Here is a 25,593-nt window from a genome sequence, read left to right as displayed (position 1 = left end):
GCCGCCCCCATGCGCTGACCCCAGCTCCAGCCTCAGCCGGCCCGCGTTGCCGAGCCGAGCAAGAGCTCGTTGGGCCCAATCCAGCCCCGGTCGCCGCGAAATTCCTCAAGCTCCTCCTCCATCTCTTGCCAGGCCAACTCCCTCGCCGTTGTATCCAGCGGCGCGAGTACTTCCATGATGGGTGAACCTGAACTTCGAACGAATGCGACGTAGGCAGCGGCGTCAGGAAGCTCGAACGGCGCCGCAAGCGGTTTCACTGCAACCTCGGCATAGCCGGCCGCTGTCAACAGACTCGAAAGCCTGCCCGGTGCCGCAAGGCTGAACAGACCGCCATCGGCATACGGCGAGACGCTGCCGGTCAAGCCCCGGTGCTTGCGCGCCACCTTCATCATGGTCGTGATGCAAGGGTTGTTTGCGGGGTCGCCGAACACCAGCGCAACGAAGCGGCCGCGCGGTCGCAGCGCGTTGAATGCCGCGGCCAGTGCAGCGGCCGGGTTCATGCAGAACATGAGCCCGAGCCTGCACATCACCGCATCGAAAGGCGTTCGCGCATGAACCGGCTGCTCCGCGTCTGCAACGGCGAAGCGCACGTTGGCAAGGCCAGCCGCTTCGATGCGCCCGCGCGCGAAGTCAAGGATCTTCGGCGAAATGTCGGTCGCCAGCACGTCACCCGTCGGCCCGACGGCGAGCGCGATGTCCTTTGTCTGGTCGCCCGCACCCGCGGCCAGGTCGAGCACGCGTGCACCCCGCTGAAGCCTGGCCTCGCACAGCATCGCGGCGGTTGCCTGGCGCAACCACGCATGAATGACCGGCGTGCTGGCGGACCAGCCTTCGGCAGCCCGGTCCCAGGCTTTCACAACCGGGTGCGTCATGCGTCCCCCCGGATGCCGGCATTGACCAGCAGGGGCACCAAGGCCCGGCGGTCGTCGTCTATCTTCGCGGCCAATTGCGAAGGTGAGCTTTGCGCAGCCGTCATGGCCGCATCCTCGAACCGGCGTAACAGCCCGGCGCGCGCGACGACGTTGCCGATTGCCTCCGACGCCTGTTCCGCAATACGCGCCGGGGTGCCGGCAGGTGCAAAAAAGGCGAACCACTCGCGCATCACCGATCGCGCGTGGCCCTGTTCGACGAGCGTGGGCACCGTGGGCGAGAAGCGGCTGCGCTCATGCCCCGAGGTGCCGAGAAGCCGCAAACGGCCGCCGGGGAGCTGCGGCAGCAGCAGGCCTTCCGGCAGCACGAGCACGGCGACCTGCCCGCCCAGGAGCGCCGCCATGGCGGGTGGGCCGCCCGGATAGGGAACATGGCGCCAGTCGAGCCCAGGCCGATCGAACAGCATGACCTCCAGAATGTGCGGCAGGGTGCCCGTGCCGGGCGAGGCGGCGTTGGCCTCGCCGGAATGGCGCCGCATCCACTCGATCAACATCCTGGTGTCGGCAACCTCCGCCGGTACGGCATTGCCCACGGCCACGCCAAGATTCATCTCTGCGGCTAGCGACACGGGCACGAGGTCTCGCGCCGGGTCGTAGCTGAGCTTTCCGTACAAGGTCGGGTAGAGGCTGGCAATCGCGCCTTGGCCCAGCAGCCAGGTCGAGCCATCGGCTGGCGCAGACTTCAGCGCCTGCACCGCGATCTGGCCCGCCGCACCTGGCCGGTTGTCGATAACCACCTGCTGCGCGAAGGCACCGGCAAGCGCTTCGCCAAAGGTTCGCGCAACGATGTCCGGCACGCTGCCTGCGGGACCGGTGCAAAGAATGCGAAGGCGTTCCTGCTTCGCTCCCGATGCCGTCTGTCCGATGGAGGCGGAACTGCAGGCTGCGGCAGCCGCTGCGGCGGCACCGGCAATCAGCACCCGGCGGCGGGGCATGCGGCCATTGGTGAGGGAGCTTGTCTTCATGGGCGGCCTTGAAGTAGTGTGGCAACTCCAGCGTAGGCCGGAGCTCCATGGCCCACAAGGCGCGGACTTGCAGAACGGGGCCGCAATAGTGCATAACGGGTCATGCTCGACTGGAACGACCTGAAATACTTCGTGGCTGTGGCGCAGCACGGCAGCACGTTGGCTGCGGGCCGGGCCCTCGGGGTCGACCAGTCGACGGTGCAGCGACGACTGACCGCACTGGAGCGGCACATCGGTCGTGCGCTCGTGCAGCGGCATACCACGGGCTACACGCTCACCGTCTTCGGCATCGAAATGCTGGAAGCCGCGCGCGAGGTCGAACGGGCCGTGGGCGAGTTCGAACAGGTGCTTGCTGCGTCAAAGCGCAATGCCGCCGGCGTGATCCGGCTCACCTGCCCGGAGCCGCTCGTGAACAGGTTGACGCGCTCGGGCCTGCTGGATCGCTTTCATGCGCTGCATCCGGCGCTGCGCGTTGAATTTGTAATGAGCGACAAGTACGTTGACCTGCGCACCGGCGAAGCCGATGTCGCGCTGCGTTCAGGCGACACCGACGATGCCGTGCTGGTCGGCCGCAAGGTCGGCGACTCGCTGTGGGCCGTGTACGCGAGCCGGGACTACGTGGCGCGCCACGGCAAACCGTCGTCGATCGAAGAGATCCAGGCGCATCCGGTGGCCGGGTTCGAAGAGAGCATGTCGGGCCACCGTGCAAGCCAGTGGCTGCGCCAGGTGGCGCCGGGGGCGAACATCGTGGCCCGCAGCGGCAGCGTGCTCGGTCTCCTGTTGTCCGCAAAGGCCGGCGTGGGCATTGCACCGCTGCCGACAGCGCTCGGCGATTCGGAGCCGGAGCTGGAACGGGTTCTCGGTCCGATTCCGGCGCTGTCGCGGGACTGGCGGCTCCTTGCGATGCCCGAGATTCGGAAGACGGCCCGTGTCAGCGCATTCTTCGACTTCATTGCCACTGAAATCGACGCGCTCAAGCCAATCATCACCGGCTAGCGAGACCTGGTGGGACGCAAGTCTCGAGGCCTCATGCGGCCTGCTTCCACTCCCGCGGCGACAGGCCGCTTTGCGCCTTGAAAGCGCGCGACAACGCAGCCTCGCTTCCATAGCCGACCTCTTGCGCAATGAGCTTGAGCGGGCGCCCCTGGCGCAATGCCTGCTGTGCAAGGCCAACGCGCCAGCGCTGCAGGTAGACACCCGGCGTGCACCCCACGGTGTCGCGGAACTGGGTTGCAAACACGCTGCGCGACATGCCCGCCTCCGCGGCAAGCGCATCGAGCGTCCATTCGAGCGCCGGCTGGTCGTGCATGGCCACCACGGCATTGCGCAGGCGCGGATGCGAAAGCCCGGCGAGCAGGCCCGAGCGGGTTTGCCCTTTTTCCATCAGGTGGCGGAGCACCTGTATGAGCACCACATCGAACAGGCGGTTCAGCAGCACCTGCTTGCCGCAGCGCTGCTCGAAAGCCTCTTCGAACAGCAGCTCCAGCACGCCCTCGGTGCCGTCTATTTCTTCCAGCGGCAGGCAGACGAACGCGGGCAGCGCGGCCAGGATCGGGTTTGCGGCGCCGCCCTCGAACTGCAGGTGCGCGCATGCAAAGTCGGCACCGTGCACGGTATCGGTAATGAACCTGTGCGCCATGGGCCGCGGATACATCAGGAGGCTGGGCCGCTCGACGCGCAACACCTCCGCGCCGCCGTGGCTCACGCCCACTTTGCCGCGCCGCACGAGGTGCAGTTGCCCCGTTGCGCCCTCCCCGTCCAGGTCGTTGATTCCGCACAGCGCGCCGGTGTGAAACACCCGCGCGGTGACCGAAAAGTGGGTCAGCAAGGCTTCAAGCCTATCGGCCATCAAATACTCCAAGTCAAATTATCAGGACTTTTTATCACCAATCGTTTCGCCATGCACGTAAAGTTCGTTCTGTCGATTCCGACCTGAAACCTCAAACCAAATCGAAGGAAAAAACATGAACGCCGTTACCCGCATCTTCGCCCTGGCCGCCCTGGCTGTTGCCGCTAATGCCGTGTTTGCCGCCGACCCGTCGCCCGTTCGCCAGCCGGCGGCCGCGGTTGCAAAGAGCGCGAGCTACATCACCACCAATGACGGCGTGCAGATCTACTACAAGGACTGGGGTCCGAAGAATGGGCAGGTGGTCGCGTTCAGCCACGGCTGGCCGCTGAACTCCGACAGCTGGGAATCGCAAATGATTTTCCTCGCCTCCAAGGGCTACCGCGTGATTGCGCATGACCGCCGCGGCCATGGCCGTTCGAGCCAGCCCTGGGAAGGCAATGACATGGACCACTACGCCGACGACCTGGCGGCCGTGATCAACACGCTCGGCGTGAAGGACGTGACGCTGGTCGGCTTTTCCACGGGTGGCGGCGAAGTGGCGCGCTACATCGGCCGCTACGGCACCAGCCGTGTGAAGAAGGCGGCGCTGGTGAGCGCGGTTCCCCCGCTCATGCTGAAGACCGACAAGAACCCCGGCGGCCTCCCCATCGAGGTGTTCGACGGCATTCGCAAGGGCGAGCTGGAGAACCGCTCGCAGCTGTATCTCGACATTGCCTCGGGTCCGTTCTTCGGCTTCAACCGGCCGGGCGCCAAGGTGTCGCAGGGCTCCATCCAGTCGTTCTGGGCGCAGGGCATGCAGGCCGGCCACAAGAACACCTACGACTCGATCGCGGCGTTCTCGGCCACTGACTTCACCGAAGACCTGAAGCGCTTCGACGTTCCGACCCTTGTCGTGCACGGAGACGACGACCAGATCGTGCCGATCGATGCATCCGGCAGGGCATCCGCCAAGCTGATCAAGAACGCAAAGCTGATCGTCTATGCAGGTGCACCGCACGGCCTTGCCGACACGCACAAGGACCGGCTCAACAATGACTTGCTGAATTTCATCAAGGAATAAGCGGCTCAGGCGCCGAACCAGTCCCGGGCCGACCTTCCCTGGTCCGGCCCGAGCATCGAGAAGCCGCCGTCGACCGGAATATCGGCACCGGTCACAAAACGCGCGGCGCCGGAGCACAGAAAAAGCACCACCTGCGCCACGTCGTCCGGGTCGCCCGCCCGGCCCAGCGGATGCAGTGGTGCCGCCATGCGGTCGGCATGCGCGCGGTCGCCGCCGGCCATGCGGCTCAATGCGTCGGACCAGGTCCAGCCGGGCGACACCGAGTTGACGCGCACACCGAGCGGCGCCAGGGTGGCGGCCTGGTTGCGCGTGAGCTGCAAGATGGCCGCCTTGGCCGCGGGATAGAGCGCCCGGTTGGCGGTGCCGAACTTGCCGCCGACGCTCCCCATGTTGACAATGGCGCCGCGTTGGGCGGCCAGCGCATCTGCGGCTTTTTGCACCAGCACCGCGCCCGACACCAGGTTGACGTCCAGCGCGTGCAGCCATTCGCCGCGGGTAGCAGCCATGCCGTTGTCTCCGTAGACCACCGCGTTGTTGATGAGAAAGTCGATGCGGCCTTCGGTGGCGAGCACGTCGGCCAGAAGCGCATCAATCGCCGCGTCGGATGCGATGTCGCACTCCGCAAAGCGGCAGCCCTTACCCAGTTCGGCCTGCAGTGCCCGGCCGCGCCCGGCATCTATATCGACAGCCAACACTTGCGCGCCGGCTTGCACGAATGCACGAGCGATGGCGCTGCCGAGCATGGCGGCCGCGCCGGTGACGATGGCAACCTTGCCTTGCAGACTCATGGCGCACCTTCCGCTTCTTTCATGTCCTGAAGACCTCATTGTTTTTCATGCGTGCAATCGCTTCGTCGACGAGCATCACGTCCGCGAGCATTGCCAGTGTCTCCAGGCTGGCTGCATGCAGGTGCGGTTGCGCGGTGCTGCATGCATCGGCCACCACCGCCACGTCATAACCCAGGTCGCTGGCGTGGCGTGCGCCGTGCTCGACCACGTGGTTGGTTGCAATGCCCGCTACATACAGCCGCGTGGCGCCGGTGCTGCGCACAGCTTCTTCGAGCCCGCTGGCCCAGAACGGATTGTTGCGCTTGTGGGTGACGACGGCTTCGCCGGAAAGCGGTGCCAGTTCACTATAGAACTCCGCGCCCCATTGCCCGTCGAGCACGGCGCCGGTTTCGGCCACGCGGCGGAACAGCATGCTGTTGCGCAGGCAATCCGCATACCCCGGCGCAAAGGCAATGCGCACAAAAATTACCGGCACACCGCTCGCGCGTGCACCGGCAATCAGCCGCGCGGCCGAGGCAATCAGGCGCGGGCGCGCAGGGTCGTCGGCCGCCACGCCCACCCGCACCTTGCCGTCGGCGTGGAGCACGTCGTTCTGGTAGTGCATGGCCAGCAGCGCGGCCTTGGTCACATGAACACCTGCAAGGCTTCGTGAGGCGCTTCGCAATTGACAAGCTCCACGCGCTTCATCTCGATGCGCCACGCATCGCCGTCGCGGCGCAGGGTGTGCAGCACGCTGCCGCCGAATGCGCGCTGCTCGGTCTTGCGCCATTCGAGAAGCTGGAAGGCCGAGCGCACCACGCAGCCGCCCTGGGTGCGCGACTCGAGCGAGACGTTGCCCAGCACATGTACTGTGCGAGTAGGTGGCTGCTGCGAATAGGCGCGGGCCTGCTCGAGCCGCCGCGCCCTCATCGAGCGCAGCAATGCGTTTTCGCAGAACAGCGAGGCGTGGTTGAGGTGGTCGGCCTGCCCGTGCACCAGCGGCACCCAGTAAAGCCCATCGGGCGTGAAAAGCCGCAGCCACTCGTCCCAGCGGTGCTCGTCGAGCAGGCGCGCCTCATGGAACAGAAACTGCGAAATGTCCTGCTGTTCTTGCCAGTCGTTGAAGTTCATTCGGCGCCTCCAGCCTGAACGCCCATGTACGCAGCCCAGGCGCCGAACATGTTGCGCGCCGGCATTTCGCTGTTGCCATTGGAAGACCGGCCGCCCGGCAGGGGCTGGTCGCGCCCCATGCCGCGGTGCATGCTGACCCAGTCGCCGCCGTCGGAGGCCAGCCCCTCCTGCACGCGGTTGTAGGCCTCCAGGTCGTCGGGCATCACGTTCGACGATGGTGAGTTGACGATGTTGGTGTACTTGAGCGTGCGCTGAAAGGTGGCCTCCGGTGCGCCCTTCAAACGGAAGCTGAAGATCTCGACCAGCGTGCGGTCCACCGAGAGCGGGCGGATCACCCTGATCTGCTGGAACGAGGTGTGCGGCGAACAGCTCGGGTACACGATGGTGTTGTGCCGGTTCACCCGCAAGATCTGATCGGCGCGCGCCGCGCCCTGCTTTGCCTCGAGCGCTGCCACGTAGGCCAGGCTCACCGGGTCGGTGGGCGGCACGAAGATGCCCTCCATGAAGCCGTGGCCGTGGTCGTAGCCCTTGAGTTCGAGCTTTTCCCAGAACTCCAGCGGCTCTCCGTTGCCGTCGACGATGACCACTTCGAAGGGCTTGGGCGTGCCGGCGGGCATCGATTCGAACTCTTCCTTGGCTGCACGCCATGACGATTCATGGGTGGCCACCGCATGGATCGTGTCGTGCAGGTTTTCGAAGAATATCTTCCAGTTGTTACGCTGGACGACACGCTGCACGCCGCCGGCCACTTCCACTTCGCCGTCGGGTGCGCGGTCGCAGAAGTTGTCGAGCGAGGTGGCCACGCCGCCAAGAAACTCGCCGAGTTCGGGGCCCTCTTCTGCGAGGCTCGCGAACACGAAGCCGCGGTGGCTGGCCACCCGCGCCACCTTGCGCACCGAATGCTGCTGCGCCTTCAGGTCGAGCGCGGTGTCTTCATAGCCGCTTCGCAGCGGCACCGAAAGCAGGCTGCCGTCGCACTTGAAAGTCCAGCCGTGATAGAGGCAACGCAAGAACTTGCCGGCACTGCCGCTGCCATCCGGAACGATCTTGGCGCCCTTGTGCGGGCAGCGGTTGTAGAGCACGTTCACGGCACCGTCGGTGTGGCGCACCATCACGACGGGTTCGCGCCCGAGCCGCGTGGTGAAGTAATCGCCGACCTTGGGCACCTGGCTCTCATGGCCCACGTAGAGCCAGGCCTGGCCGAAGACGCGGTCCATCTCCAGCTCGAAGATGGCGGGGTCTGTATAGACGCGTTTATGCACGCGGTCAGGCTGCACGAGCGACTGCAGGTCGATGGTCATGGGAATGGGTCTCCTGAACTGTGGTCTTCAGATGTCGAGCACCACCGGTCGAGCATTGCCGGATCGGCGGCCATCATCCCAGCGGCAAGGCCGGATCGGCGATGGTCAGGCTGGCCGATTTTTGCCAGCGCGGCATCAGCGTGTTCGACGGCAAGTGCTCGTCCACCAGCTTGCGCGCCGTATCCACGCCCGCCACCGGCAAGCCCTTCGCGTCGAGCAGCCCGATCTGCACCAGCACGCTGGCCTGGTCCCAATAGATGTGCTCGTGATAGAGCTTGTCGCCGCGAAACTTGACAATGGCAACGAGCGGAATTTCGACCGGCTTGCCGGTGGGCGCAATGCCCGGCAGCATCCAGTCGATTTCCACCGTGTGGGTGAAGCAGAAAAGCATCTCGTCGACGATTTGCGTAGCGCCCACGGTGCGCGAGATGGGGGTGAGCCGCGTGTCCGGCGGCGTGGTGGGAATGAAGTGGTGCTTGTAGAAGCGCGAAAGCTCCTTGGCCCCTACCCCGCCGGTCATGGTGGGTATGTGGTTGACATAGGGCTCGCTCACCATCGTGCCCATGGTGGCAACCACGTCGCGTGTCGCAAACTCGTATTCGCAGTGCTTGTCCCAGAGCGCCGACAGGTCGTAGACGGGACCGATGGCGTCTTTGAAAAGCGCCATGGAGCGCTGGTGCGCCATCAGCGTCGAGGGCTTGTCGAAATGCTCGCCGCCGGTGCGTGCGAATGCGTGGTCGACGCCGGGGTACACATACATCTGCGCGCCGGGCTTGCCTGCAAAGGCCGCCAGAACCTGTTCGCGCGCTTCGGGCGGGCAGAACTTGTCGAGCTCGGCAAAGTGCAGCGCAATCGGGCACTGGATTTTCGGCAGCACGTCCAGGTCTGCCTCGATGCCGACACCGTAGTAGCCCACTGCCGCGTCGACGCCCGAATGTGCGGCCGCAAGATAGGCCAGCTTTCCGCCGAGGCAAAAGCCCAGCGCACCCACCTTGCCGGTGCATGCCGGGTGCGCACGCAGCGCCTTCACGCTGGCCGTGATGTCTGAAACACCGGCGGCCACATCGAACTTTTGAAAGAAGCCGAATGCACGCTGCCAGTCTTCGGGCGAATAGCCCAGTTCGACATTCGGCTCCATGCGCCAGAACAGGTCGGGCGCGAGCACCACGTAACCCTCTTCGGCGTAGAGGTCGGCCACCTCGCGCACGTAGTCGTTGATGCCGAAGATCTCCTGGCACAGCACGATGCCGGGGCCTTGCCCCGAAGGCGGCAATGCAAGGTAGCCGCGAAAGGCCTGGCCGTCGGCGGCTGCAATGTCGATGTATTGGCTCATTGGGCGAGTCTCCGAAGTGGTGGGGTTTGGCGGACGATTCTGTGGAGCGCCCCGCGCGCTGTCTGTCCACTTCTTGCATACGCGTGCAGCGCAAGAAGTGGATAGCCGGCCATCCGCACGCCGTGGAGACTCGGCCCGCGCATACATACCTTTGTTGCACTACACGCCGTCCGCATCACCCCTTGAGGAGATCCTTCATGTCGCAGGCAAGAATCACAACCGGCATCGCTTTGCTGGCGCTCGCCGTTACGGCCGCATTCACACCGCAGGCCCAGGCCCAGGCGCCAACCGTCAAGGTCGGCCTTGCAATGGACCTTTCCGGCCCGTTTGCCGTGGGCGGCGCCGAGGCGAAGGCCGGGTTTGCAGTGGCAATGAAGCAACTGGACGGCAAGCTCGGCGGCGTGCCGGTCGAATTTGTGGAGGCCGACACCGGCGGCAGCCCCGACATGGCCCGGCAGGTGGTCGAGCGCATGCTGCTGCGCGACAAGATCGACCTGTTCACCGGCCCTGTCGGCTCGACGGTTGCGCTTGCGGTGGGCGCGCCGCTCTTCGCGGCCAAGGTGCCCTATCTCTCGAGCAACACCGGCCCGAGCGACTATTCGGGAGCAAAGTGCAACCCGTATTTCTTCGGCGCGTCTTACCAGAACGACGCGTACCACGAGGCAGCGGGCAAGTTCGCTTCGGACAAGGGCTTCAAGAGGGTTGCGCTCATCGCGCCGAGCTATCCAGGCGGCAAGGATGCAATCAATGGCTTCAAGCACAACTTCAAAGGCGCGGTAAGCGACGAGCTCTACACCAAGCTTGGCCAGCTCGACTACTCCGCCGAAATTGCGCAGATTCGCGCGGCCCGGCCCGACGCCCTTTACTTCTTTCTGCCGGGCGCGATGGGGGTGAGCTTCATCAAGCAGTTTGTCGGTGCGGGCCTTTCGAAAGACGTGGCGCTGATCTCGACTGCCTTCTCGGCGGACGAAGACATGATTCCCGCCGTGGGCGAGCCGATGCTCGGGCTTTTCAACACCGCGCATTGGTCATACGACCTCGACAACCCTGCGAACAAGCGCTTCGTGGAGGCGTTCCGGCAGCAGAACAACGGGCGCAATCCGTCGTTCTATGCGGGCCAGGCCTATGACGTGCTGATGGCCATGGATGCGGCGGTGCGGGATGTGGGCGGCAAGGTGGCCGACCGTCCGGCGCTGCTGAAGGCGATCAAGGCCGCAAGGTACAAGTCGGTGCGGGGCGACTTCAGCTACGGCGCCAACAACTTCCCCATTCAGAACTACTACCTGCGCGTGATCGGCAAGGACGCCAGCGGACGCATCGCCAACAAGGTGATCGGCACGGTGCTGCAGAACTACCAGGACAGCTCTTCCGCCAAATGCGCGATGAAGCCGGCCTGATGAAGCCGGCCTGACGCCGACGGGCTAGTGACGCGCCGGCTCGCGCGAAGTTTCGCGCGGCAGCCGGCCGAAGCGCTCGCGGTAGCAGGCGGCAAAACGGCTCAGGTGCGAGAAGCCGCAGTTGAACGCGACCTCGGTCACGCTCGCGCCGTCGCGCCGCGCCAACTGGGCGTGCGCAGCATCGAGCCGCATGTTGCGCAGCACTTCCATGGGCGAAAGATCGCGGTAGCGGCGAAACAAAAGCCCCAGTGCACGGCGCGACACGCCGGCCGCCTCCGCCACGTCGTCAACCGAAAGCGGCGCATCGAGCCGGCTGCGCATGAACTCTTCGGCAAGCCGCAACTGCCGCATGCTGGCGGCCTCGAAGCCAAGCCGCAACGCGTCGTGCTGCTGCCGCACCGAATTGGGCCGGTGGCACAACAGGTAGAGCATGAGGTTGTCTTCGTAGTGGGCCAGCCAGCGCGGGTCGTAGGGCTGGTGGTCGCCTGCGGGCAGCAGCGACGCGAGGCCAGCCACCATGCGGCACCATTGCGTGCCGGCTGCATCGTCGAGCCGAAGCGGCAGCTCGAAATCGATTTCGCCGATTTCGGTTGCACTCGCCGCACCGCCCGCGGGCCTGGCTGCAAACGTGCGGCGCGCCACGTCCTGCAGGCGGGCAAGGTCGATCTTGAGCATCAACTGCTCGCAGTCGGCATGCCAGCGCAGGCGCACGGGTTTGTGCGCGGACACCACTGCCCCCTGGCCGGGATGGATCTGCACCGTCTGGCCGCCCGTATTGACTTCGGCATGGCCACGCAGCGGCATCTGTACCAGCACGAAGTTGCCGAGCGTGTCGGGCTCGATGTCCACATCGCAGCCGTACCGCAGGATGCACAGCGAGAGTGCACTCAGTTCGGCCCGGCAAAAGACCGCATCGACCTTGCCGCGGCCCCAGGTGCTGCGGTGCGCCTTCAGCTCATGGGTGACCAGCGCGTGGGTTTCGTCCGCCTTGCGCGATCGGAAGATCTCTCGTCCGTACAGGGTGGAAAGCTGCTGGCTCGACCATGCGTCCACGAACACTCCTCAGGGGCAAAGTAGGCATACCGATCTCTGCCGCCGGGGCAGGAGCGCAATCTACCGCCCTGGGCCGGGTCCTGCCATGGGGGTTGCCCGGGCGGCCTGCTTCGGCGTGCAAGAACCTTGCCCGTCGTTTGCGGGTTCTGCCGAGTGTGTGAGCCGGAGCGGCTACTTCCGCTTGTCGCCGGCCGGCGCGGCCTCGTCGGCTTTTTCCTTGTCCTTGTCCTGCTGCGCCTTCGGCAGCTTGACCTTGGTGACGGTCACCGACACCGGGTCGCTGGCGGGAAAGGACTCTTCGACGCCGCTGTCGAGGGCTTCTTCGCTGGGCGCCTGCTCGACCGGCTTGGCCGGCTCGACGGCCGGCTTGCCGTGGTTCTTGGACGTGGGAAAGGGAAAGGCTTTTTCTGAAGTCATGGGAACTCCTCGGCCGTGCACGCCGCTAGGGCTTGCGCGGCTCTTTGTTGGTTTCGGAGCTTAGGTCTTCCCGCAACCCGTAGGCCGCGGAACCGTCGTGGCGCGATGCCTCCACGTTCTTGCGCTTGCTCGCCATGCGTTCGGCAGGGGCCGGTGCCGAGTCTTGCTCCCCTGTGGCCGAGGAACTGCGGGTGAACTTTTCTCCAGCGCCGATGTTGTCCGTGCCGCCACTGGTAGTGGGCCGGGATCCGTCGCCCGAACCGAGATTTCCGGGTTCTGTATTCATGTCGTCGACTCCTGTTGCTCCAAGAGCAAAAGTGGCAATGAATCGATTCTGGGAGCAGCCCGGGGCACGGGCGTAGGACGACGCCAGCGTCCATCAGTCGGAAGCATCCTCGCCTCTGAACGTGTTCGAAGTTGTCGAATGTGTTGACGGTCCGTGTGTGCCGGTGCACAACACCTTGGCCGGCACGCCGGAAATAGAGCTGCACTTGAGTGCACTATTTCTCATTCGAATGTGATAAATTCACATTTAAATACAATCTGACACATCATTACCCGGCCCGCTGAATGAAAAAGCTCTCGTTTTCGCGTCGGCGCAATGGCTTCACATTGATCGAGGTAATGATCACGGTGGTGATCGTCGCGATCCTGGCTTCCATTGCGCTGCCCAGCTACCAGCGCTACGTGATCCGCGCCAAGCGCTCCGCCGCGCAGTCGCAAATGATGGAAATTGCCAACCGCGAACAGCAGTTCCTGCTGGCAAACCGCAACTACGCGGACAAGACGACGCTGGCGGCCAGCGGCTACTCGCTGCCGGCCGATGTCGCCGCCAATTACGACTACACGATCACCTTGTCTTCGACGGGGGTTCCCGGCTTTGTGCTGACCTTTACCCCCAGCGGAGCGCAGGCTTCCGACGGCAATCTCACCCTCAACAACGAAGGCGCGAAAACGCCTGCCGACAAATGGTGAAGCCCAGCCTGAACCGCCCTGGCCGCCCCGCCGCCGGGCGCGCTCGCGCGCAACGCGGCGCCACGCTGCTCGAAGTGCTGGTCACCCTGCTGATCCTCGCCTTCGGGCTGTTTGGCCTGGTGGGCTTGCAGGCGCGCCTCCAGTCGTCGGAGATGGAGTCTTACCAGCGCTCCCAGGCGCTGATCCTGCTCAGCGACATGGCGAACCGCATTGCAATCAACCGCCGCCTGGCCTCCACCTACGTCACCAGTTCGCCGCTCGGCGCCGGCACCAACTGCCCTACCGGCACGGGCTCTCGCCAGCAGGTGGACGCCATGGAATGGTGCAACGCGCTGCAAGGCGCGGCCGAAACTTCGGGCACCACCAAGCTCGGCGCCATGATCGGCGGGCGCGGTTGCGTGGAAGACCTGGGCAACAACGAATACCTGGTCACCGTGGCATGGCAAGGCCTGGTGCCCATTGCCGCGCCGCCCGAAGGCGTGGCCTGCGGCAAGGACCAGTACGACGTGGTCCCTACCGCGACGGCGCCAAACCCCCAGTGCACGGCCGACCGGTGCCGGCGCGTCGTGACGACGCTGGTGCGCATCGGGACGCTTTCATGACGCGCGCACATTTTGCGCACGGGGCGCGTCGCCCTGCCCGTGCGCAATTGCGCCAGCGCGGCCTGACGCTGATCGAACTGATGGTGTCGGCCACGATCATGCTGATCGTGCTGGCCGCGCTGATTGCGCTGTTCCTCAATGTGAACAACACGCAGCGCGAAATGGTCAAGGTCAACCGCCAGATCGAAAGCGGCCGGCTCAGCGTGTTTGTGCTGGAAAACGAAATCTCGCACGCGGGCTTCTGGGAAAACTACATGCCCGAGTTCGACGACCTCACGGTTTCGGGCGTGCCCGCCAAGGTGCCTACCGGCAACGCGCCCGACCCATGCCTGCCCTACACGGCGGCAACCTGGACGGACGACTACAAGCGCAGCCTTCTCGACACGCCTGTGCAGGCCTACGACGCCGTGCCTGCCAGCTGCGCCGGCCTGCTCACCAACAAGAAAGCCAACACCGACGTGCTGGTGGTGCGCCATGCCGAAACCTGCATTGCGGGCATGCCGAACTGCGAAGCCGACGCGCTGGGCAAGCTTTACTTCCAGTCGTCGTTCTGCGGCACGCAGAAGCCATCGGATTTCGACCTCACTACCGCGGGTTTTGCCACCATGATGAGCAAGAACTGCACGACGCCTTCACCCAAGCGCAAGTTCATTTCAGACATCTACTACGTGCGCGACTATGCGGACACGGTGGGCGACGGCATTCCGACGCTGGCGCGTTCGCGCTTCGACCTTTCGGCCACAGGGCTGGCGCAGCAGCCGCCGGTGCCTCTGATCGAGGGTGTAGAGGGCTTTCGCGTGGAGCTGGGGCTGGACACGCTGAGCAAGACCGGCGCGGCCGTGAACTACACCCAGGCCATCTCGTGGGCAAATGCGGCGGTCAGGTCCGCCCCCACCAACCGCGGCGACGGAAGCCCCGACGGCAACTTCGTTCATTGCAGCACGGCATTGCCATGCACTGCCGACCAGCTGATCAACGTGGTCGCGGTAAAGCTCTATGTGGTGGCACGCAGCACCGAGGTTTCGCCGGGCCATACGGACACGCGCACCTACAACCTCGGCAGTGCAACGCTCGGCCCCTTCAACGACCACTACAAGCGCCATGCGTTCACCACGGCGATCCGCATGACCAACGTGACCGGACGCAGGGAAACGCCGTGAAGACGCCATCCACATTGCCCAACGGCCGGCAACGCGGCGCGGCGCTGATCGTCGGGCTGATCATGCTGGTGCTGATCACGCTTGCGGTCACGGCCGGGTTCACGCTCAGCAACACCAACCTCAAGTCGGTCGGCAACATGCAGAACCGCAACGAGGCGGTCGCCGCGGCCAACCGCGCCATCGAGGAAGTGGCCTCCTCCCTGCTGCTGCCCGGGGTGGACGGCTCGCCGTCGCTGGCCAGGCCCCTGGGCACCCAGAGCCGGGTGGACATCAACAACGACGGCACTGTCGACTACACCGTGGACATCGCGCCGCCCACGTGCGTGCGAGCAACCAAGTCGACCGATACGGCGGCCGGCGGCACTGCGGGCCCGGGCGGCATCGGCGGCAGCTCTTCGACCAGCGGCTCGGGGCTCAACGCCCTGCCCGACCAATACAACTCGGTGTGGGACATCAGCACCAGCGTGACGGACGCCGCAAGCGGCACTGTCACGGCAGTACGCCAGGGCGTTCGGGCGCTCCTGAGCAAAGAGCAGTTCGAAGCCCTGTGCTCGTAGCCAGACCCCCGCACCTCTACTGCAAATGATCACGACGATGAACGGATCGACATCATGAAAAAGAACTTCTTCCGGCCGCTCTGGGCCGCCGCGCTGATGGTGTTCGGCCTTTCCGCGGCACAGGCGGAGGACATCGATCTGTTCGTCGGCTACAACCAGACCGTGACCGACGCGCCCAATGTGCTGTTCGTGCTGGACAACACGGCCAACTGGAACCAGCCGTTCACTGCCGAGATCAATGCGCTGGCCAGCGCGTTCGAGAGCCTGCCCGCGGGCAAGTTCAAGGTCGGCCTGATGATGTTCAGCGAGACGGGCGGCGGCAACTCGAACATCGACGGCGCCTACCTTCGCGCCGGCGTGCGCATGATGGACGATGCCAACAAGCTCAAGTACGGCGCGCTCATCCGCAGCCTGGGCAAGAACGACGACAAGTCCAACGGCGGCAAGGCCGGCAAGATGATGGCGGAGGTGTATCGCTATCTCTCCAGCGGCGCGCCCATGGGCGGCAACAACAAGGCCAAGGCCGACTACACCGGCAATGTCTTCGGTACCGCGGCTTCCAAGGCAATCTATGCACTGCCCGGCAACCCGCTGGCGGCGGTCAACAGCAGCACCTACACCGGGCCGAACACCGCCAACTGCATCGGCACCTACGTCATCTACATCAGCAACGGCGCCGCGCAGGACAACACCAGCGACACCACCACCTCTACCAACGCGCTGCGTACGGCCGGAGGCAGCACCACCATGATTCCGCTGAGCCCCAGCGGCTCGCAGGACAACGTGGCCGACGAATGGGCCAAGTTCCTGCAGACCAGCATGGGCGTGAAGGTCTACACCGTGGAGGCCGCACAGGCCACCGGCGGCCAGGGTCCGGGCTGGAGCGCGCTGCTCAAGAGCATGGCCGCCCAGAGCAAGGGCGAGTACTACGACCTCAGCGCCACGCCCGACCTGGGCAAGGCGCTCTCAAGCGCGCTGGACGACATCTTCAGCAAGATCCAGTCGGTCAACAGCGTGTTCTCGTCGGTGAGCCTGCCCGTGAGCGTGAACACGCAGGGCACCTACCTGAACCAGGTGTTCGTGGGCATGTTCCGGCCCGACGATTCCGCCTTTCCGCGCTGGAACGGCAACCTCAAGCAATACAAGCTCGGCCTGGACACCAACAACCAACTCATCCTGCAAGACGCGGCAGGCACCAACGCCATCAACAACCAGACGGGCTTCATCGCGCCCTGTGCGCGAAGTTTCTGGACGCCTGCGCCAAGCACCACCGACGCCTACTGGAGCTTCCGGCCCGCCGGTGACTGCCTTGGCAAGGAGGCCGCCGAAAGTCCCGACGGCAACGTGGTGGAAAAAGGCGCGCAAGGCTACATGCTGCGGCAAGTGCTCCCGGCCGACCGCAACGTAAAGACCTGCGCGGCAAGCGACTGCTCGATCCTCACGAGCTTTGCCACCGCCAACACGGCAGGCATCACCAAAGAGGCGCTCGGCGTGCCAACCGAGACCGAGCGCAGCGCACTCATCGAATGGCTGCGCGGCCTGGACAACAAGGGCGACGAGCGGCGTGCCGCCGACGGAACACCACTGACCTCCGCGGCCATGCGGCCCTCGGTACACGGCGACGTGGTGCACTCGCGCCCCGTGGCCATCAACTACGGCAGCGACGACCAGCCGCAGGTGGTGGTGTTCTACGGCGCCAACGACGGCATGCTGCGCGCCGTCAACGGCAACCAGACCACCGCCATTGGCTCCGCGGCGCCCGGCAGCGAGATGTGGTCCTTTGTGCCGCCCGAGTTCTACGGCAGCATCAAGCGCCTGTACGACAACACCACGCGGATCAATTTTCCGGGCTTGCCCGTGAGCGTGGGCGCAACCGCTCCCAAGCCCTACGGCATGGACGGCGCCATGGCGGCCTACCGCCAGGGCAACGAAGCCTGGCTGTATGCAAGCATGCGCCGCGGCGGGCGCCTGGTCTATGCCTTCGATGTGTCGAACCCCGCTTCGCCCATTCTCAAATGGCGCAGGGGCTGCCCCAACCAGGACAACGACGTAGGCTGCGACACGGGCGCCAACGACATGAGCGGCATCGGCCAGACCTGGTCGGCGCCGAAGATCGTCAAGTCGGCTGGCTACGGCTCGGGCAACTCGCCCATGGTGATGTTCGGCGGCGGATACGACAAGTGCGAAGACGTCGACACCAACGCTGCGGCCCAGGCCTGCGGCTCGGCCGCCAAGGGCAACAGGATCTACGTGCTCGACGGCAGCACCGGCAACGTGCTGAAGACTTTCAACACCGACCGCGGGGTTACCGGCGAAGTGACCGTTGTGAACGACAGCGCAGGCCTGGCCAAGATTGCCTATGCGGCCGACTTGGGCGGCAATGTCTACCGCATCAAGATCGGCTCGGCCGCACCCGGCAGCTGGGAGATGACCAAGATCGCCTCGCTCGGCTGCGCCACCACCACAGCCACTTGCACGCCCAACCGCAAGTTCATGTTCGGCCCCGACGTGGTCGAGGACAACGGCATGAACGTTCTGCTGCTGGGCTCGGGCGACCGCGAAAAGCCGCTGCGCTCGTACACCGCCGCGCTCAGCGTTTCGAACCGCTTCTACATGATGGTGGACAAGCCGGCCGACGACACGTGGCTTACCAGCGAATCGACCAACTGCGACGGCAACTCGCTGCTGTGCCATGGCTCGCTGCTGGCAATTACCGGCACCGATGCGCCCACCCCGACGGCCCTTGCGGCCAAGAAGGGTTGGTATCTTGTGCTCGCGCCGGGCGAACAGGTGGTGACCTCGTCGGTTACGGCCTATGGCAACACCACCTTCAACACCCACACGCCCACCGACCCGGCCGTGCGCCAGTCTTGCCGCGCCGACCTGGGAACGGCCAATGTCTACAACCTGGCCTATCTCAATGCCGGAGCGCAGGGTGCGCGGTTCCAGAACGTGGTCGGCGGCGGCCTTGCGCCCTCGCCCGTGGTGGGCCGCGTCATGGTGAACGGCAGTTTCCGCGACGTGGTGATCGGCGCCAACCCAGACTCTTTCCTGAGCCCGAAGGGCGCCGCGGTGAAGACCGCCTTTACGCAGCCCAAGGGCCGCGTCTACTGGTTCATCCAGAAGTAAAAGGTGAGCAAGTTGCAGACAACCGCCGGCATGCGCGCACGCGGCTTCACGCTTGTGGAGCTGATGGTCACCATTGTGGTGCTGGTGGTGCTGGTGTCGGTGGCGGTTCCCTCCTTCGACAACATCCGGCTTTCGAGCCGGCTCACCTCGTACTCGACCGATCTTGTGGCCGGCAGCCAGCTGGCGCGCAGCGAAGCCATCAAGCGCAATGCGCGTGTCACGCTCTGCGCCTCTGCCAATGGCACCGGCTGCGCAACCAATGGCCAGTGGGAAGCCGGCTGGATCGTCGTCAGCAACAGCGGCCAGGTCATCCAGAAGCAGCCGGCCGCCGCCAGCGGCTACCAGATGCGCGACAGCGGTGGGCTGAGCGCCCTTACCTTCGACGCCACCGGCGTCGGCGGCACCGCGGCCAACATCACTATTTGCCGCGCCACCCCGGTGGGCAACCAGGAGCGGGTGGTGAAAATAAGCGCCACGGGGCGCTCATCGATCGCCCGGACCACTGTGGGTACCTGTGGTGCATGAATGAGGTCTTTTTTGTGCGATCCTCGGCGATGCGCACAATAGTGCACTAACTCGCCGCTGGTACCTGTTCGTTTACATTGCCACTGCCGATTTCATCAGTAGAAACGCCTCATTTCATGGAACATCAACTGGACTGGGCACTTGCCGCCTGCGGCCGCATCCTGCGGCCGGTGGTGCGACTCGCCCTGGCCATGGGGGTGAAGCATCCGCACCTGGAGGTGCTGCTGCGCGACCTGCTGCTGGAGGAAGCCACCCTTTCATGGCGCAAGCAGGGTGTGGCAAAGCCCAATATCAGCCAGTTGTCGGTTACGACCGGGCTTAACCGCAAGGCCGTGACCTCCAAGGTTCGCGCCCCCGCGGATGCCCTGCCTCATACTGAAGTGTCGGCAGCCGCCAAGACTTTCACGCTGTGGCTGCAGATGGTGTCCGAAAACCAGGCCTACCATCGGCTTCCGATCACCGCCGATGGCGAGGACATGCCGTCCTTCGAAGCGGTGGCAAGGCTTGGCAGCCGCGGAAACGTGCACCACCGCACCATCCTGGACGAACTGGTGCGCCTGAACATGGCGGCCGAGCAGGATGGCTGCGCCGAACTGAAGGTCGACGGTTTCGTGCCGGTGGACGACCTGCAGGCAATGCTGGCGTTTTTGGGCGACAACGGGCGCGACCACCTGCTGGCCGCGGTGTCCAACACGCTTGGCGAGCAGCCCCGCATGCTGGAACGCGCGGTGTACGCGCGCGGCCTGGCGCTGGAAGACTGCGAGAACATCCATCAACTGGTGCGCGAACGCTGGTCCGCCCTGCACCACGAACTGGCGGGCGAGATGACGCGCGCCGTAGACCGAGCCCCGAACGGCGCCAAAGGGCGCATCCGGGTCGGCATCTACACTTATTATGAAGACGACGCCCCGCCGGTTGCGCCGGTCGTCGCCCCCAGGCGGGAAGAGAAAACACCATGAAGAACCACTACCGATGGATGCGCGGCATCCTCTTTGCCGGAGCAATAGCCCTGCTGCTCTCGTGCGGCGGTGGCGGCGGTGGCGGAACTTCGGCAGGCGTTGCGGGTATTGGCGGCGGCTCGGCTTCAGGTGGCGCGGGCACATCGACTGGTGCAGGCACGGGTACTGGCACGGGCACCGGAGTCGGCGATAGCGGCGGCACAGGCACCGCGGGCGGCTCCGACGGTTCGGGCACCGGGAGCGCGGGCGGAACCGGCGGTACGGGCGGCGGCACCGACGGCACGACCACGGCGGGCAACGGCACCGACGACGGTTCGGGCGTGGGCTCGGGCGGCACTGGCGTGAGCACCGCCGACGCGACGGGCGTGGGCTCCGTTGGCGGCCTGGGCAGCATCATCTTGAATGGCGTGCGCTACAAGACCTACCCCGAGGCAGCGGACGGGATCGATCCCGCCAACTTCAACCTCGAAGACACCAACGAGCTGCAGATCGGCATGAGCGTGCGCATTGCCGGCAAGATCGACAACCAGTTCACCGTCGCCACTGCGCAGCAGGTGGTTTCGGCGGCTGAACTGCGTGGCGCGGTGTCGGCCATCAACGTCGCAGGCGGCAGCTTTGTGGTGATGGGCACCACTGTCACCACGGACAACGCCACCGTTTGGAGCGGCGCGAACAACCTGCCTGATGTTGTTCCCAACGGCGTGGTGCAGGTGTGGGGCCTGCCAACGTCGCCGGGCACCTTGCGCGCCACCCGCGTCGAGGTGAATCCTGCATCGGTTGAACCGCTGGTTACCGGTTTCGTGCAGAACCTCGATCGGCTCAGGCAGAGCTTCACGCTCGGCCAACTCGAGGTGAAGTACGGCGGCGCCGCGTTCTCGGGTGGCATCGATGCATCGACCTTCACCGAGGGCACCATTGTCCGGGTACGCGGCAGCGCGGCTCCTGTTGGGGGCGCTTTCAGCGCAACCAAGGTTCAGGGCTGGTACGCCATACCGACGCAGAACACCGCTGCAGTGCAACTTGCTGGCGTCATTACCAATTACAGCGGCACCAGCGACTTCAGGGTGCTAGGTACCGCGATCAACGCTTCACAAGCGCAGATTCCGCCGGGCCAGGCGGCTTCCATCGGTAATGGCGTCAAGGTGGAAGTCGACGGCTTCATGGCCAGTGGCGTGCTGGTGGCCAAAAAGCTGCGCGTTCGCAACGTGCCAGGCACTGGCGGCCCGGTCGCCTTTACCGTGATCGGCCCTGTCACCCACTATCAGTCGGTTTCCGACTTCCGGGTGAAAGATCAACGCGTGGACGCCAGCGGGGCTGCGTTCGAAAACGGTACGGCCGCCAATCTCGCCAATCTGCCTTCGAACCGCAAGGTGACCGTGGTCGGCAGCGCCGTTCGCGATGGCGTGCTCATAGCGGACCGCGTCACCTTCGCGCCCTGACGCGTCGCCACGCCGCCGCGTAGCACCGCCGGCCCTGCGGCCGGCGCTTGCCCAACAATCGCCCGAGAAAAGCCAGGGGTTGCATTTGCACCCCCGGCTCTATCGCGGCATCCTGCACCCTGAGCGCCACGAAAAAGAAGAACGGCCCCTGTTCGAACACTCTCTTTTTCGAAAGGTTTGGAATGAACCCCGATCTTGAACTCAGGCACGAAGTCTTTGCCCAGCTGAACTGGGACCCCGCGGTGGTCGGATGCGATGTCGACGTGTGCGTGGAGGCGGGCGTGGTCACCTTGCAGGGCACGCTTGCCAGCGAAGGCCTGAAGGCCGCCGTGGAGCGTGCGGTGCGCCGCGCCGAAGGCATTGGCACCGTCGTCAACCAGTTGATGATCATTGATGAGCATCAAGCCGCGGCACGCCCGAAGCTTTGACACTTGGCCTGGCCAATCTGAAGAAAGCTGCCCATGCCCCTCACCTCTTCGCCCGATGCCGAGCAAGACTTCACGCTGCTCGATGCGTGGTGGCGCGCCGCCAACTACCTGTCCGTGGGCCAGATCTACCTGATGGACAACCCGCTGCTCCGCGAAAAGCTGGAGCTTGCCCACATCAAGCCGCGCCTGCTCGGCCACTGGGGCACCACGCCGGGCCTCAACTTCATCTATGCGCACATGAACCGCGTCATCAATGCGCGCGAGCTCGATGCCATCTTTATTGCCGGCCCTGGACACGGCGGCCCGGGCGTGGTGGCCAACACCTACCTCGAAGGCACCTACAGCGAGGTGTACCCCCATGTCGGCCAGGACGCCGAAGGGCTGAAGCGGCTCTTCACGCAGTTCTCGTTTCCGGGCGGTATTCCGAGCCACGTGGCGCCTGAAACCCCGGGTTCCATCCATGAAGGCGGAGAGCTGGGCTACTCGCTGCTGCATGCCTACGGAGCGGTGTTCGACAACCCCGGCCTGCTCGCGTGCTGCGTGGTCGGCGATGGCGAGGCCGAAACCGGCGCGCTGGCGGCAAGCTGGCATTCGAACAAGTTCCTGAACCCCGCAACCGATGGCGCCGTGCTGCCCATCCTGCATCTGAACGGCTACAAGATTGCCGGCCCCACCGTGCTCGCGCGCATCGGCGACGAAGAACTGGCGCAACTGATGAGAGGTTATGGGCACGAACCGCACTTCGTCTCCGGCGACAACCCGGCGCAGATGCACCGCCTGATGGCTGCGGCGCTCGACAAGGCGCTTGACGACATCCACGCCATCCAGGCGCGCGCGCGGAAGAACGGATTCACCGAACGGCCGCGCTGGCCGATGATCGTGCTGCGCTCGCCCAAAGGCTGGACCGGGCCGCACCAGGTGGATGGCGTGCCGGTCGAGGGCACCTTCCGTTCGCACCAGGTGCCGCTCACCGGCTTTTCGGCCAAGCCGGACCACGTGGGCCTGCTCGAAAACTGGATGCGCAGCTACCGGCCCGAAGAGTTGTTCGATGCTAGCGGCGCTTTGCGCGCCGACATTGCCGCTCTCGCGCCCAAGGGGGCAAAACGCATGAGCGCCAGCCCACATGCCAATGGCGGCCTGCTGCTCAAGGACCTGGCGCTGCCGCCGTTTCGCGAGCATGCCGTTGCGGTGGAATCCCCCGGCGCGGCAGACGCGGAGGCCACGCGCGTGGCGGGCAGGTTCTTGCGCGAGGTCATGCGCCAGAACGCGGGCTCACGCAACTTTCGCGTCATGGGGCCTGACGAAACCGCGTCGAACCGGCTCGGCGACCTGTTCGACGTGACCGGACGCACCTCGACTGCGGAGATCCTGCCGGGCGACGATCACGTGTCGCCCGATGGCCGCGTGATGGAAGTGCTCAGCGAGCATCTCTGCCAGGGCTGGCTCGAAGGCTACCTGCTCACCGGGCGCCATGGCTTCTTCTCGTGCTACGAGGCGTTCATCCACATCGTCGATTCGATGTTCAACCAGCATGCCAAGTGGCTCAAGGTGACACGCGGCATTGGCTGGCGGCGGCCGATCGCCTCGCTCAACTACCTGCTCACCAGCCACGTCTGGCGGCAGGACCACAACGGCTTCAGCCACCAGGACCCTGGCTTCCTGGACCACGTGGTCAACAAGAAGGCGGAAGTGGTGCGCGTGTACCTGCCGCCCGATGCCAACACCCTGCTCTCGGTGGTCGACCATTGCCTGCGAAGCCGCAACTACGTGAACGTGATCGTGGCCGGCAAGCAGCCCGGTCCGCAGTGGCTGGACATCGACTCCGCAGTGCGCCATTGCACGGTAGGCCTGGGTGTGTGGACCTGGGCGAGCAATGACGAAGGCGCCACGCCCGACGTGGTCATGGCCTGCGCCGGCGACGTGCCTACGCTCGAGACGATGGCGGCGGTCGACCTGCTGCGCGAGTTGCTCCCGGACATGAAGGTGCGCGTGGTGAACGTGGTCGACCTGATGGCGCTGCAGTCGCCTGATGCCCACCCGCACGGGTTGCCCGATGCGGAATTCGACTCGATCTTCACCACCAGATGCCCGGTGGTGTTCGCGTTCCATGGCTATCCGTCGCTGATTCACCGGCTGACGTACAAGCGCAAGAACCACGACAACTTCCATGTGCACGGCTACCTTGAAGAAGGCACCACCACCACGCCGTTCGACATGACTGTGCTCAACCGGCTGGACCGGTTTCACCTGGCCGCCGACGCCATTGCAAGGGTCGGGCGGTTCCAGGACAGCGCGGGGCATGTGCAGCAGCACCTGCGCGACAAGCTGCTGGAGCACCGCGCCTACGTTACGCGGCACGGCAAGGACATGCCCGAGATCGAAAACTGGCGCTGGTCGCGCTGAGCCGCCGCCAGCGCAAATGGGTCAGGCAGCGGCCATGGCCGCGCCGCCCAGCTGCGCATCGTTCTCCGCGTCGCTGAGCCAGCGACGCTTGTCGCGCAGCGGCGGCGCGCCGAACATGCGCCCATATTCGCGGGCAAATTGCGACGGGCTTTCGTAGCCCACGCTGTGCGCGGCGCTCGCCACGTCGGCGCCGGCCATCAGCATCTGGCGGCGCGCCTCCTGCAGGCGCAGCTGCTTCTGGTATTGCAGCGGGCTCATCGCCGTCACGGCCTTGAAATGATGGTGGAACGACGACACGCTCATGTGCACGGCGCGCGCCATGTCCTCGATGCGCAGCGACTGCGCATAGTTGATGCGCAGCGCGCTGATGGCCTTGGCAATGCGCTGGGTGTGGCTGTCCTGCAGCGCAATCTGCCGCAGGCGCGCGCCCTCCCCGTTCACCAGCAGGCGGTACATGATCTCGCGCTTGATGAGCGGCGCCATGATCGGCACGTCCTCCGGCGTTTCGGCCAGGCGCAGCAGCCGAAGCACCGGCTCCAGCACCGGCATGGCAATGCGGTTGACATACATGCCGCGCGATGCGGGCGCGTTGGCCTTGGCGGGCAGCTTCTCGTCGCCGATGAGCTCGCCAATATCGTCGATGGCCAGCTCCAGCCGCACGCCCAGGTAAGGTTCGTTGTCGCTCGTCAGGCGCACCTGGCCGCACACCGGCAGGTCGACCGAGGTCACCAGGTAGTGCATGGGGTCGTACACATAGATGTCGTCGCCCACGATGATTCGCTTGGAGCCCTGCGCTATGAGCCCGAGCGCCGGGGTTGCAAAGGCGTGCTTGGGACCGTCGGGCTTGCTGATGCAGAACACCTGCAGGCCGGCGACCGGCGTTTCCACGGTGCCGTCGCGCCCGCCCGTGATGCGGTTGATCAGCGCCACCAGTTCCTTGCGGGCCTCGTCGAGCTCGGGCTCCAGGGGCATTGGCTGGGCAATGGCGGCAATGGTTTCGGGTGTTTCGTCGGACATGTTCAGGGCTTTGTCGCGGTTGATTTCACGGTGCCACGCACCGTGGAGGATCGGGTGGTTACAGCTTAGCGCCACGCCTGCAAATGTGCACGGGCCTGAACCGAGGTCTGGAGAATTAGGCAAATACTTTGCAGAAACGCGCTCGTCGCGCCGACGGCCGCGGGCGGATACTTTTTGCCGGCAGCCTCTCCCCGCAA

General features: G+C 65.2%; 25 protein-coding genes. 13 read left to right on the top strand and 12 right to left on the bottom strand.

Annotated elements, in window-relative coordinates:
- Window positions 1-32 precede the first annotated feature (32 nt).
- Both J2X67_RS18170 and J2X67_RS18165 read right to left on the bottom strand, forming a co-directional pair.
- Window positions 33-872, bottom strand: a complete 840-nt coding sequence (locus J2X67_RS18170; RefSeq protein ID WP_309954975.1) for a methyltransferase domain-containing protein — start codon at window positions 870-872, stop codon at window positions 33-35.
- On the bottom strand, window positions 869-1,894 hold the full coding sequence (locus tag J2X67_RS18165; protein ID WP_309954973.1) for a tripartite tricarboxylate transporter substrate-binding protein: 1,026 nt from the start codon (window positions 1,892-1,894) through the stop codon (window positions 869-871). The genes J2X67_RS18170 and J2X67_RS18165 overlap by 4 nt, the downstream gene beginning before the upstream one ends.
- Before the next feature lie 102 nt (window positions 1,895-1,996).
- Between J2X67_RS18165 and J2X67_RS18160 the strand changes: the two genes are divergently transcribed.
- The gene (locus tag J2X67_RS18160; RefSeq protein WP_309954971.1) at window positions 1,997-2,890 is read left to right on the top strand and encodes a LysR family transcriptional regulator; all 894 of its coding nucleotides are present in this window, start codon (window positions 1,997-1,999) and stop codon (window positions 2,888-2,890) included.
- A gap of 31 nt (window positions 2,891-2,921) precedes the next feature.
- Here the strand turns inward: J2X67_RS18160 and J2X67_RS18155 are convergent, their stop codons facing one another.
- A complete protein-coding gene (locus J2X67_RS18155; protein WP_309954969.1) occupies window positions 2,922-3,743 on the bottom strand; it encodes an AraC family transcriptional regulator in 822 nt (273 codons plus the stop codon).
- A gap of 115 nt (window positions 3,744-3,858) precedes the next feature.
- On the opposite strand from J2X67_RS18155, the gene J2X67_RS18150 reads away from it, so the two are divergent.
- Window positions 3,859-4,803, top strand: coding sequence for an alpha/beta hydrolase (locus tag J2X67_RS18150; protein WP_309954968.1), 945 nt, complete (start codon window positions 3,859-3,861; stop codon window positions 4,801-4,803).
- Between the two features lie 5 nt (window positions 4,804-4,808).
- Here J2X67_RS18150 and J2X67_RS18145 read toward each other — a convergent pair whose 3' ends face one another.
- The 5 genes from J2X67_RS18145 to J2X67_RS18125 form a co-directional block, all read right to left on the bottom strand.
- Window positions 4,809-5,591, bottom strand: coding sequence for an SDR family oxidoreductase (locus J2X67_RS18145; RefSeq protein WP_309954966.1), 783 nt, complete (start codon window positions 5,589-5,591; stop codon window positions 4,809-4,811).
- A 19-nt stretch (window positions 5,592-5,610) separates the two neighbouring features.
- Entirely contained in the window at window positions 5,611-6,195 is a 585-nt protein-coding gene (locus J2X67_RS18140; protein ID WP_309955011.1) for an isochorismatase family cysteine hydrolase, read from the bottom strand.
- 20 nt (window positions 6,196-6,215) lie between these two features.
- The gene (locus J2X67_RS18135) at window positions 6,216-6,701 is read right to left on the bottom strand and encodes an aromatic-ring-hydroxylating dioxygenase subunit beta (RefSeq protein WP_309954964.1); all 486 of its coding nucleotides are present in this window, start codon (window positions 6,699-6,701) and stop codon (window positions 6,216-6,218) included.
- Window positions 6,698-8,002, bottom strand: a complete 1,305-nt coding sequence (locus tag J2X67_RS18130) for an aromatic ring-hydroxylating dioxygenase subunit alpha (protein ID WP_309954962.1) — start codon at window positions 8,000-8,002, stop codon at window positions 6,698-6,700. Before J2X67_RS18130 ends, J2X67_RS18135 begins: the two co-directional genes overlap by 4 nt.
- Before the next feature lie 73 nt (window positions 8,003-8,075).
- Window positions 8,076-9,335 carry a dienelactone hydrolase family protein gene (locus J2X67_RS18125; RefSeq protein ID WP_309954960.1) on the bottom strand — a complete coding sequence of 420 codons (1,260 nt, stop codon included), beginning with the start codon at window positions 9,333-9,335 and terminating at the stop codon, window positions 8,076-8,078.
- 197 nt (window positions 9,336-9,532) lie between these two features.
- Here J2X67_RS18125 and J2X67_RS18120 point away from each other — a divergent pair, with 197 nt between their 5' ends.
- Window positions 9,533-10,732, top strand: coding sequence for an ABC transporter substrate-binding protein (locus J2X67_RS18120; protein WP_309954958.1), 1,200 nt, complete (start codon window positions 9,533-9,535; stop codon window positions 10,730-10,732).
- A 24-nt stretch (window positions 10,733-10,756) separates the two neighbouring features.
- Here J2X67_RS18120 and J2X67_RS18115 read toward each other — a convergent pair whose 3' ends face one another.
- The 3 genes from J2X67_RS18115 to J2X67_RS18105 form a co-directional block, all read right to left on the bottom strand.
- Complete coding sequence (locus J2X67_RS18115; RefSeq protein ID WP_309954956.1) at window positions 10,757-11,785, bottom strand: AraC family transcriptional regulator; 1,029 nt, start codon at window positions 11,783-11,785, stop codon at window positions 10,757-10,759.
- Window positions 11,786-11,956: 171 nt separating this feature from the next.
- Window positions 11,957-12,202, bottom strand: a complete 246-nt coding sequence (locus tag J2X67_RS18110) for a hypothetical protein (protein ID WP_309954954.1) — start codon at window positions 12,200-12,202, stop codon at window positions 11,957-11,959.
- A gap of 25 nt (window positions 12,203-12,227) precedes the next feature.
- Window positions 12,228-12,488: a hypothetical protein gene (locus J2X67_RS18105; protein ID WP_309954952.1), complete on the bottom strand. Its 261-nt coding sequence runs from the start codon at window positions 12,486-12,488 to the stop codon at window positions 12,228-12,230.
- Window positions 12,489-12,772: 284 nt separating this feature from the next.
- Here J2X67_RS18105 and J2X67_RS18100 point away from each other — a divergent pair, with 284 nt between their 5' ends.
- The 10 genes from J2X67_RS18100 to J2X67_RS18055 all read left to right on the top strand — a co-directional run bounded on the left by J2X67_RS18100 (window position 12,773) and on the right by J2X67_RS18055 (window position 24,379).
- Window positions 12,773-13,177 carry a type IV pilin protein gene (locus J2X67_RS18100; RefSeq protein WP_309954950.1) on the top strand — a complete coding sequence of 135 codons (405 nt, stop codon included), beginning with the start codon at window positions 12,773-12,775 and terminating at the stop codon, window positions 13,175-13,177.
- Window positions 13,171-13,779: a prepilin-type N-terminal cleavage/methylation domain-containing protein gene (locus J2X67_RS18095; RefSeq protein ID WP_309954948.1), complete on the top strand. Its 609-nt coding sequence runs from the start codon at window positions 13,171-13,173 to the stop codon at window positions 13,777-13,779. The genes J2X67_RS18100 and J2X67_RS18095 overlap by 7 nt, the downstream gene beginning before the upstream one ends.
- Entirely contained in the window at window positions 13,776-14,939 is a 1,164-nt protein-coding gene (locus J2X67_RS18090) for a PilW family protein (RefSeq protein ID WP_309954946.1), read from the top strand. Before J2X67_RS18095 ends, J2X67_RS18090 begins: the two co-directional genes overlap by 4 nt.
- A complete protein-coding gene (locus J2X67_RS18085) occupies window positions 14,936-15,496 on the top strand; it encodes a hypothetical protein (protein ID WP_309954944.1) in 561 nt (186 codons plus the stop codon). Before J2X67_RS18090 ends, J2X67_RS18085 begins: the two co-directional genes overlap by 4 nt.
- 54 nt (window positions 15,497-15,550) lie before the next feature.
- Complete coding sequence (locus J2X67_RS18080) at window positions 15,551-18,625, top strand: PilC/PilY family type IV pilus protein (RefSeq protein WP_309954942.1); 3,075 nt, start codon at window positions 15,551-15,553, stop codon at window positions 18,623-18,625.
- A 3-nt stretch (window positions 18,626-18,628) separates the two neighbouring features.
- Entirely contained in the window at window positions 18,629-19,150 is a 522-nt protein-coding gene (locus tag J2X67_RS18075; RefSeq protein WP_309954940.1) for a GspH/FimT family protein, read from the top strand.
- A gap of 116 nt (window positions 19,151-19,266) precedes the next feature.
- The gene (locus J2X67_RS18070) at window positions 19,267-20,109 is read left to right on the top strand and encodes a DUF6502 family protein (protein WP_309954938.1); all 843 of its coding nucleotides are present in this window, start codon (window positions 19,267-19,269) and stop codon (window positions 20,107-20,109) included.
- On the top strand, window positions 20,106-21,548 hold the full coding sequence (locus J2X67_RS18065) for a DUF5666 domain-containing protein (RefSeq protein ID WP_309954936.1): 1,443 nt from the start codon (window positions 20,106-20,108) through the stop codon (window positions 21,546-21,548). Before J2X67_RS18070 ends, J2X67_RS18065 begins: the two co-directional genes overlap by 4 nt.
- Before the next feature lie 182 nt (window positions 21,549-21,730).
- A complete protein-coding gene (locus J2X67_RS18060) occupies window positions 21,731-21,976 on the top strand; it encodes a BON domain-containing protein (protein WP_309954934.1) in 246 nt (81 codons plus the stop codon).
- A gap of 33 nt (window positions 21,977-22,009) precedes the next feature.
- On the top strand, window positions 22,010-24,379 hold the full coding sequence (locus J2X67_RS18055) for a phosphoketolase family protein (RefSeq protein WP_309954932.1): 2,370 nt from the start codon (window positions 22,010-22,012) through the stop codon (window positions 24,377-24,379).
- 21 nt (window positions 24,380-24,400) lie between these two features.
- Here the strand turns inward: J2X67_RS18055 and J2X67_RS18050 are convergent, their stop codons facing one another.
- Window positions 24,401-25,396, bottom strand: a complete 996-nt coding sequence (locus J2X67_RS18050; RefSeq protein ID WP_309954930.1) for an AraC family transcriptional regulator — start codon at window positions 25,394-25,396, stop codon at window positions 24,401-24,403.
- Window positions 25,397-25,593: the final 197 nt, after the last annotated feature.

Source organism: Variovorax sp. 3319, from assembly GCF_031456585.1.
In the GTDB taxonomy this organism is placed as follows: Bacteria; Pseudomonadota; Gammaproteobacteria; order Burkholderiales; family Burkholderiaceae_C; genus Variovorax; species Variovorax paradoxus_P.
Note: the sequence above shows the minus strand (reverse complement) of the source record. Positions and strands in the feature narration are given on the sequence as shown.

Excerpts from the sequence above, each read along its gene's own strand:
- J2X67_RS18170 (WP_309954975.1), bottom strand. The coding sequence starts at position 872 with ATGACGCACCCGGTTGTGAAAGCCTGGGACCGGGCTGCCGAAGGCTGG.
- J2X67_RS18165 (WP_309954973.1), bottom strand. The coding sequence starts at position 1,894 with ATGAAGACAAGCTCCCTCACCAATGGCCGCATGCCCCGCCGCCGGGTG.
- J2X67_RS18160 (WP_309954971.1), top strand. The coding sequence starts at position 1,997 with ATGCTCGACTGGAACGACCTGAAATACTTCGTGGCTGTGGCGCAGCAC.
- J2X67_RS18155 (WP_309954969.1), bottom strand. The coding sequence starts at position 3,743 with ATGGCCGATAGGCTTGAAGCCTTGCTGACCCACTTTTCGGTCACCGCG.
- J2X67_RS18150 (WP_309954968.1), top strand. The coding sequence starts at position 3,859 with ATGAACGCCGTTACCCGCATCTTCGCCCTGGCCGCCCTGGCTGTTGCC.
- J2X67_RS18145 (WP_309954966.1), bottom strand. The coding sequence starts at position 5,591 with ATGAGTCTGCAAGGCAAGGTTGCCATCGTCACCGGCGCGGCCGCCATG.
- J2X67_RS18140 (WP_309955011.1), bottom strand. The coding sequence starts at position 6,195 with ATGCACTACCAGAACGACGTGCTCCACGCCGACGGCAAGGTGCGGGTG.
- J2X67_RS18135 (WP_309954964.1), bottom strand. The coding sequence starts at position 6,701 with ATGAACTTCAACGACTGGCAAGAACAGCAGGACATTTCGCAGTTTCTG.
- J2X67_RS18130 (WP_309954962.1), bottom strand. The coding sequence starts at position 8,002 with ATGACCATCGACCTGCAGTCGCTCGTGCAGCCTGACCGCGTGCATAAA.
- J2X67_RS18125 (WP_309954960.1), bottom strand. The coding sequence starts at position 9,335 with ATGAGCCAATACATCGACATTGCAGCCGCCGACGGCCAGGCCTTTCGC.
- J2X67_RS18120 (WP_309954958.1), top strand. The coding sequence starts at position 9,533 with ATGTCGCAGGCAAGAATCACAACCGGCATCGCTTTGCTGGCGCTCGCC.
- J2X67_RS18110 (WP_309954954.1), bottom strand. The coding sequence starts at position 12,202 with ATGACTTCAGAAAAAGCCTTTCCCTTTCCCACGTCCAAGAACCACGGC.
- J2X67_RS18105 (WP_309954952.1), bottom strand. The coding sequence starts at position 12,488 with ATGAATACAGAACCCGGAAATCTCGGTTCGGGCGACGGATCCCGGCCC.
- J2X67_RS18100 (WP_309954950.1), top strand. The coding sequence starts at position 12,773 with ATGAAAAAGCTCTCGTTTTCGCGTCGGCGCAATGGCTTCACATTGATC.
- J2X67_RS18095 (WP_309954948.1), top strand. The coding sequence starts at position 13,171 with ATGGTGAAGCCCAGCCTGAACCGCCCTGGCCGCCCCGCCGCCGGGCGC.
- J2X67_RS18090 (WP_309954946.1), top strand. The coding sequence starts at position 13,776 with ATGACGCGCGCACATTTTGCGCACGGGGCGCGTCGCCCTGCCCGTGCG.
- J2X67_RS18080 (WP_309954942.1), top strand. The coding sequence starts at position 15,551 with ATGAAAAAGAACTTCTTCCGGCCGCTCTGGGCCGCCGCGCTGATGGTG.
- J2X67_RS18070 (WP_309954938.1), top strand. The coding sequence starts at position 19,267 with ATGGAACATCAACTGGACTGGGCACTTGCCGCCTGCGGCCGCATCCTG.
- J2X67_RS18065 (WP_309954936.1), top strand. The coding sequence starts at position 20,106 with ATGAAGAACCACTACCGATGGATGCGCGGCATCCTCTTTGCCGGAGCA.
- J2X67_RS18060 (WP_309954934.1), top strand. The coding sequence starts at position 21,731 with ATGAACCCCGATCTTGAACTCAGGCACGAAGTCTTTGCCCAGCTGAAC.
- J2X67_RS18055 (WP_309954932.1), top strand. The coding sequence starts at position 22,010 with ATGCCCCTCACCTCTTCGCCCGATGCCGAGCAAGACTTCACGCTGCTC.
- J2X67_RS18050 (WP_309954930.1), bottom strand. The coding sequence starts at position 25,396 with ATGTCCGACGAAACACCCGAAACCATTGCCGCCATTGCCCAGCCAATG.